The 8039-nt window shown below is 73.1% G+C and carries 2 protein-coding genes; both read left to right on the top strand.

Annotated features, from left to right (window positions below):
• On the top strand, positions 1–5461 hold a 5461-nt coding region (locus tag OQE62_RS11725), incomplete at its 5' end, for a non-ribosomal peptide synthetase (RefSeq protein ID WP_265722226.1).
• On the top strand, positions 5458–8039 hold a 2582-nt coding region (locus OQE62_RS11720), incomplete at its 3' end, for an amino acid adenylation domain-containing protein (protein WP_265722225.1). The genes OQE62_RS11725 and OQE62_RS11720, both read left to right, overlap by 4 nt.

Below are 8039 nucleotides of genomic sequence, written 5' to 3'. Positions count from 1 at the left end.
GGACGCGGCGGCGCTGCGCCGCGCCTGCGAGCAACTGGTGCGCCGCCACGAGGCCCTGCGCTACCGCTTCTTCGAGGAGGGCGGCCGGGTCTGGCAGCGGCCGGCGGCCGGGGCGGAGCTTTCCTTCCGCGAACACCCCGCGGCGGGGGCGGACTGGCGCGAAGCGGCTGCCCGGGCCGCCGCCAGGCCCTTCGACCTGGAGCGGGGCCCGCTGCTGGCGGTGGACCTGTTCCGGCTGGCCGGTGACGACCACCGGCTGCTGATCAACGTCCACCATATCGCCGTGGACGGCTGGTCCATGGGGCTGCTGGTGCGGGACTTCGCCGAGGCCTACCGCGCCGCCGCGGAGGGGCGCGAAATCGCGGTCCCCGAGCGGCAGCCGGACTTTCTCGACCTGGCGGTATGGCAGCACCGGGCCCTGCAGGAGGGCCGCGCCGACGGGCTGCTGGACTACTGGCGGGCGCGCCTGGACGGCGCCCGCTTCGACCTGTCCCTGCCCCTGGACAAGCCCCGCCCGGCGCGCTGGGAGGCCGCCGGCCGGCGGCTGGACCGGGAGCTGCCGCCGGCACTGGTGCGGGAGCTGGACGCCCTGGCGCGCCGCCTGGAAATTACCCCCTTTACCGTTCACCTGGCCACCTGCCAGCTGCTGCTGTGGCGCTACAGCGGCCAGGCGGATTTCACCCTCGGGGTGCCGGTGTCCGGCCGCGACAATCCCCACACCCAGGAACTGGTGGGGCCCTTCCTCAACACGCTGGTGCACCGCTGCCGCCTGGATCCCGGCCGGCCGCTGCGGGATTTCCTGCGCGACGTCGCGCGGCGACACCGGGAGGACCTGGAGCAGGGGGAACTGCCGTTCGAGCAGCTGGTGGAATCCCTCGACGTGGAGCGGGACCTGTCCCGCGCGCCCCTGTTCCAGGTGGCCCTCAACCACCAGGTGGACCACCGCGGTGAGCGACGCCTGCAACTGCCCGGCCTCGAGGTGGAGCCGTTGGCGCCGGAGGCGCTCAGCGCCAAATTCGACCTGACGTTCAACCTGTTCGAGCGGCGCGGCGAGGGCGGCGAAGCCGCCGTCTCGCTGCTGCTGGAATACCCCGCGGCTCTGTTCCGGGAGGAGACGGTGGCGCGCATGGCGGCGGACTATATCGAGCTGCTGGGCCGTATCGCCGGCGGCCTGGATGCGCCCCTGGCGGCGCTGGAACTGCCGTCCGCGGCGGCGCAGCCGTCGGCGGGGGCGTCGATACCGCAGGGCGAAATCGTCGACTTTGTGGCCCGCTTCGACGCCGCCGCCCGCCGCCATCCCGAGCGCATCGCGGTTGTCAGCGGCGAGCGGCGGCTGAGCTATCGAGCGCTGGCGGAGCGCGCCGAGCGGCTGGCCGAATGGATACTGGCCCGGGAGATTGCGCCGGAGAGCCCGGTGGCCTTCTGCATGCCGCGGGACGAGCGCCTGCTCGTCTGCCTGCTGGGCATCCAGAAGGCCGGTGCCGCCTACCTGCCACTGGACCCGGCGCACCCGGCGGAGCGTAATGGCTATATCCTGGCGCAGGCGGCCCCGACCCTGTGCCTGTGTGCGGACGAAACCCGCGTGGGCCTGGATCAAGCAGCGACCATGCGCACCGTGACCTGGTCCGAACTGGAAGCCGAACTCCCGCCTGTAGGAGCGGTGGGGCGGCCATCCGCCCACGGCCGCGATCCCGGGGCCCGGCTGCCGACGGTCCCGGCTCCCGACCACCTGGCCTACACCCTCTACACCTCCGGCTCCACCGGCCGCCCGAAAGGGGTACAGATCTCCCGCGGCAATTTCGCCAATTTCCTGCTGGCGATGGAGCGGGCCCTGCCGCTGGAGGGGGTGGAGCGATTCCTGGCGCTCACCACTGTCACCTTCGATATCGCCGGCCTGGAACTCTGCCTGCCCCTGGCCCGCGGCGGCACTGCGGTGATCGCGGACGACGACCAGCGCCGCGACCCGGCGGCGCTGCTGGCGCTGATCCGCGAGCGGGATGTGCAACTGGTGCAGGCCACGCCGGCCACCTGGAGCCTGCTGCTGGAAGAGGAAACGGCGCCCCTGGGGGGCGTCGTCGCCCTGGCCGGCGGCGAGGCGCTGCCGGGGGAGATGGCCGCGCGCCTGGCGCGGGCCGCGCGGGCCGCGTTCAACGTCTACGGGCCCACCGAAACCAGCGTCTGGTCCAGCTGCTGTCCGCTGGCGGAGGAGCCGCAGTTGGCGGTGCACCCCGTCGGGCGCCCGCTGCTCAACAACCGCCTCCACCTGCTGGACGACCAGCTCAACCCGGTGCCGCCGGGTGTGGCCGGGGAGCTGTATATCGCCGGCCTGGGCCTGGCCCGGGGCTACGCCGGCCGCCCGGGGCTGACCGCGGAGCGCTTCCTGCCGGACCCCTTCGCCGGCGACGGCGGCCGCCTCTACCGCACCGGCGACCGGGCCCGCTGGCTGCCGGACGGCCGCCTGGAATACCTGGGGCGCACCGACAGCCAGGTCAAGGTGCGCGGTTTCCGCGTCGAACTGGGGGAGATAGAGGCCGCCCTGCAGCGGCACCCGGCGGTGCGCCAGGCGGCGGTGGCCCTGCGCGGCGGCGAGCTGGCCGCCTACTGGGTGAACCGCGACGGCCACAGCGCCGGCGCCGGAACCCTGCGCGCCCACCTGGCCGATCGCCTGCCGGACTATATGCTGCCCGCCCGCTACCGGTCGCTGGAGGCCCTGCCGCTGAACAGCAACGGCAAGGTGGACCGCGCCGCGCTGCCGCAGGCGGATGCCGGAAACGGTGAGCGGACCGCCGGAACGCCGTCGACCGCGGACCAGCAGCTGCTGGCGGAGATCTGGCGCGAGGTGCTGGGGGCGGACGAGCCGGGCCCCGACGACAATTTCTTCCACCTGGGCGGCCACTCCCTCAGCGCCGCCCAGGTCCGCGCGCGCCTGCGCGCCCGGGGGCTGGAACTGCCCCTGAAAACCTTCTTCGAGCGGCCGCTGCTGGCACAGCAGGCGGAGGCCCTGGCCGATGCCAGCCGGAGCCGGATAGTGCCGGTGTCGCGGGGCGGGGAGCTGCCGCTGTCCGACGCCCAGCGCCGCGTCTGGTTTATGCAACAGCTGGATCCGGCGGACGCCGGCTTCAATATGGCCTTCGCGGTGGAACTGCGCGGGCCGGTGGACGGCGGGGCCCTGCGCGGGGCGCTGGAGCAGGTGAGCCGGCGCCACGAAATCCTGCGCACCACCTATCGCACGCTGGATGGCGAGCCGCTGCAGTGGATTCACGACACGCTGTCGGTGGACTTCACGGAGACGGGGCTGCCCGCCGGCGAGGGCGAGTCCGGCCTGGAGCGCCGGCTGGCGGAGGAGGCCCGCCGCCCCTTCGACCTGGAGCGGGAGGCGCCGCTGCGGGTGCGCCTCTACCGGCGCGGGGAGCGCGACTTCGTGTGCCAGTTCGTGCAGCACCATATCGCCTCGGACGCCTGGTCCACCGCCCTGTTGCTGGACGAGGTGATCGCCTGCTACGGCGGCGAGACGCTGCCGCCGCTGCCGCTGCAGTACGCCGACTACGCCGCCTGGCAGCAGTCGGAGGCGCGCCGCTCGCAGTGCGCGGAGGGCCTGTCCTTCTGGCGCCGCACGCTGGCCGGCATGCCGCCGCAGCTGGCGCTGCCGTTCGACTTCCCGCGCCCGGAGCGCGACGACGGCCGCGGCGACGCGGTGAACTTCCAGTGGTGCGGCAGGGAGTGGCGGGCCCTGCGGGACTTCGCCCGCGAGCGGGAGCTGTCCCTGTTCATGCTGCTGCTGGCGGCCCTGGGGCTGGTGCTGCAGCGGGAGACCCGCAGCGGCGACCTGGTGATCGGCACCGATGTGGCCAACCGGGAGCCGGCGGAGACGGAGTCGCTGATCGGCTTCTTCGTCAACCTGGTGGCGCTGCGCCTGAAGCCGCGGCCGGATGCCAGTTTCGCCGACTACCTGGAGGCCGTGCGCCGGGTCTGCCTGGATGCCTTCTCCCACCAGCAGGTGCCCTTCGACCGGGTGGTGGAGACGATGGGGCTGCCGCGCCAGCGCAACACCCACCCGCTGCTGCAGGCGCTGCTGGTGATGCAGAACACCCCCGGCCAGCGGCGGCAGCTGCCGGATATCCGGGTGTCGCCGCGGGCCGGCGCCCAGCAGCACTCCAAGTTCGATATGGCGCTCTTCGCCAGCGAGACGGAGGAAGCGCTGCAGATGCGCTGGGTCTACCGGCCCAGCCTGTTCCGCCGCACCACCATAGAGCGGCTGCGCGACCGGCTGCGCGCAATACTGGACCGGGCCCTGGCGGCGCCGGACACCCCCCTGAACGAATTCTACCTGCACTCCGCAAGCGAGGAATCCATGACTTCATCCGCGCAAAAACAGCGCAAGCTGTCCAAGCTCGGCAAACTCCGGCGGCGCCCCGCGGCGGCCGCGCCACCGGAACCGGTAACGAGCCGCCCGCTGCGGCAGGGGGAGACCTTCCCGCTGCTGGTGGAGAGCCGCGATCCGGACCTGGACCCGCTCGCCTGGGCCGCCGCCCAGCGGGAGCGCGTCGAGGAGTGGCTGGGGCGCCACGGCGGCCTGCTGTTCCGCGGCTTCCGCCTGCCCACCCCGGTGGCGTTCGAGGATTTCTGCCGGACGCTCTACCCGGAGCTCTACGGACAGTACGGCGACCTGCCCCGCAGGGAGGTGGGGAAGAAAATCTACCGCTCCACCCCCTATCCGGCGGACCGCATGATCCTGTTCCACAACGAGAGCGCCCACCAGCATCGCTGGCCGCGGCGGCAGTGGTTCTACTGCGAACAGCCGGCCCCGGTGGGCGGCGCCACGCCGATCGTCGACTGCCGCCGGCTGTACCGGGCGCTGCCCGGCTGGCTGCGGGACAAACTGCAGCGCAAGCAATTGCTGTATATCCGCAACTTCGACGGCCGCATTGACGTCAGCTGGCAGCACTTCTTCAAGACCGACAGCCGCGAGGCGGTGGAGGCCACCTGCCGCGAGGGCGATATCCGCTTCAGCTGGGGAGACGGGGACAGCCTGCACACCCGCCAGCGGGGGCCGGCGGTGATCCGCCACCCGCGCACCGGCGAGCTGAGTTTCTTCAACCAGATACAGCTCTACCACCCGGCCTTCCTCGACGACGACGTGCGCGGCGAACTGCTCGCCGCCGGCGGCGAGGAACGGTTGCCGCGGCACGTCTGCTACGGCGACGGCGAGCCCCTGGAGCCGGAGGCGATCGCGCTGATCAGCGAGGCCTACGAGCGCTTCGCGGTGCGTTTCGACTGGCGGCAGGGGGATGTGGTGATGCTGGACAACATGCTCGCCGCCCACGCCCGCGATCCCTTCGAGGGCGAGCGGCGGATCGCGGTGGCCATGGGCGACCTCTATCGCCGCGACGAGGTGGAGGCGCCGGCCCCCGCGGATGAAACGCACGGGCGGGAGCCGCGGGCCGGGGAGGTGCAATCGTGAATCCCGATAGCGGCGGCGCGCCCCTGGCGCCGCAACAGAGAGCGCTCGTCGACTCGGCACCGGCCCTGCGCTGGGCCTGGCTCGACCTGGGTCGGGAAGTGGACGCCTCCCGGGTGGAGCGGGCCCTGCGCCGACTGGTGGCCCGCCACGAGGCCCTGCGCACCCGCTACCGGCCGCTGCCGGGCTGGAGCGGGCTGCGCCAGCAGGTGTTGGAACCGGCGGCAGTGCACCTGGACTGGCGCAGCGGCGGCGCGGAGCAGGGGCTGGAGCCCCTCGAGTGGCGCCGCCGGGCGGAGGCGATGGCCGCCGACAGCCGGCCCGACCTGGCAGCCTGGCTGTACCGCGACGACCGCGCCGGCAGCCGCCTGCTGCTGGGGCTGCCGGCCCTCTCCCTGGACGACGCCAGCCTGCTGCAACTGCGCGGGGAACTGCTGGGCGCCCCCGGGGAGGTAGAAGAGCCGATGCAGTACCGCGAATACGTCTCCTGGATTCGCGAACTGCAGGACGAGGATGCGGAGTCCGGCGAGGGCGCCCAGTTCTGGCGCAACCGCAGCCTGGACCAGCTGCCCGGCGGTCGCCTGCCGGAGACCTACGGCCGGCCGGAAGGTCGGGCGGGGCGGGTGCAGTGCCCGCTGCCGGCGGATCTGCAACACCGGTTGGCGGAACTGGCCGAAGAACTGGAATCTGCGGAACCGGTGCCGCTGCTCGCCATCTGGGCCGCCCTGCTGGGCCGGTTGGGCAGCAGGGAGGAACTGCAACTGGGCTGCAGCCACGACTGCCGGGAGGACTACGGGGAACTGGCCGGCTGCCTGGGTCTCTTCGAACAACCGCTGCCGCTGGCCTGCCGGCTCTCCCCGCAGACGGGGCTGCGCGGCCTGGCGCGCGATCTGTCGGTACAAATGGCGGAACTGGCCGACTGGCAGGAGTATGCGACCCTGCCGGAACTGCTGCCGCTGTGGCAGCCCAGCCGCCAGGCGGGATTCCGCTGGCGCCGCCAGGCACATCGCCGGGCGCTGGAAACAGGGGCCAGCGGCGGCTGCGAACTGCTGCTGGAAGCGATTCGCACCGACAGCGGGGACGGGCAACTGGCCCTCCATTTCGACACCGGCCTCTACCGGCAGGGGCAGATGCAGCGGCTGCTGGTGCGGCTGCGGCGGCTGCTGGAGCTGGCGCTGGAGAGCCCGGACGCGCCCCTGGCGGAGCTGGACATACGGCTCGAGGACGAGTGCGGCGCGGCGCTGGAACCGCGGCAAGCGGCGGGCGACTGCGCGGATATCGTCGACGGCTTCCGCGCCTCCGCCGCCGCCCATCCCCAGCGGGCGGCGCTGCGCTGCGGTTCCCGGGTATACAGCTACCGGGAACTGGACGCGACCAGCGAGCGGCTGGCCGCTGCCCTGCAGGCCGCCGGCGCCGGCCCGGAACGGCTGGTGGCCATCTGCCTGCCCCGCGGGGCCGAGCCGCTGATCGCGATGCTCGCCAGCCTCAAGGCAGGGGCCGCCTACCTGCCCCTGGACCCGCAGCAGCCGGCCGCGCGCCTGCAGGCCATTCTCGAGGACGCGCGACCGGCGATACTGCTGGCGGAAGACGGGGACAGCTGCCCGGCGGGCCCCTGGCGGTCGCTGGCCTGGCCCGCCGCCGAAGTCGAGACGGCGTCGCTGCGCCCGGTGACGCGGACGCCCGGGCACCTGGCTTATGTGCTCTACACCTCCGGTTCCAGCGGCCGGCCCAAGGGGGTGCAGGTAGAGAATGCGCAGCTGAACCACTACTGCGACGGGGCAATCGGCGCCCTGGCCCTGCCGGCCGGCGGCCACTACGGCCTGGTGTCGTCCCTGGTTGCCGATCTGGGCAATACGGTGCTCTTCCCCACCTGGATACGCGGCGGCTGCCTGCACCTGCTGGACAGGGCCGCCGCCACCGACGGCCGCGCCTTCGCCGACTATCTGGCGGAGCGCCCCCTGGACGTACTGAAGATAGTGCCGTCACACCTGGAGGCGCTGCTCGAGGGGCAGGATGTCGCCGCGCTGCTGCCGCGCCAGCGGCTGGTGCTGGGCGGCGAGCCGGTGGGCGCAGCGCTGCTGCGGCGGCTGGCGGGTGCGAACCCGGACTGCCGTATCTACAACCACTACGGCCCCACCGAGACCACCGTGGGGGTGCTCTGGTCCGAGGTGGATTCCGCCGGCGGCGACACGGCGCTGACGTCGGTGATCGGCGGCAACCGGATCCATTTACAGAACGGCGCCGGCCGGGCGCTGCCCAGGGGGCAGGTCGGGGAACTCTGTGTCGCCGGCCCGGGCGTGAGCCGGGGCTACCTGGGCGACCCCGGGGCCACCGCCGCGGCCTACCGCGAGGATCCATCCGGCACCGGGCGCCTCTACCGCACCGGCGACCTGGCGCTGCAGGAGTCCGCGGGCGCCATACGCATCCTGGGGCGGCGGGACAACCAGGTGAAGCTGCGCGGTTTCCGCTTCGAGCTGGAAGAGGTGGAGCGCGCCCTGCGCGCGGCCGCCGGCATCGACAGGGCGGCCGTGCTGCTGGACGGGGAGGGCGACCGGGCGCAGCTGGTGGCGCTGCTGGCGGC

Origin of the sequence: Microbulbifer halophilus (assembly GCF_026183675.1) — a bacterium.
Classification (GTDB): Bacteria; Pseudomonadota; Gammaproteobacteria; order Pseudomonadales; family Cellvibrionaceae; genus Microbulbifer; species Microbulbifer halophilus.
Note: the sequence above shows the minus strand (reverse complement) of the source record. Positions and strands in the feature narration are given on the sequence as shown.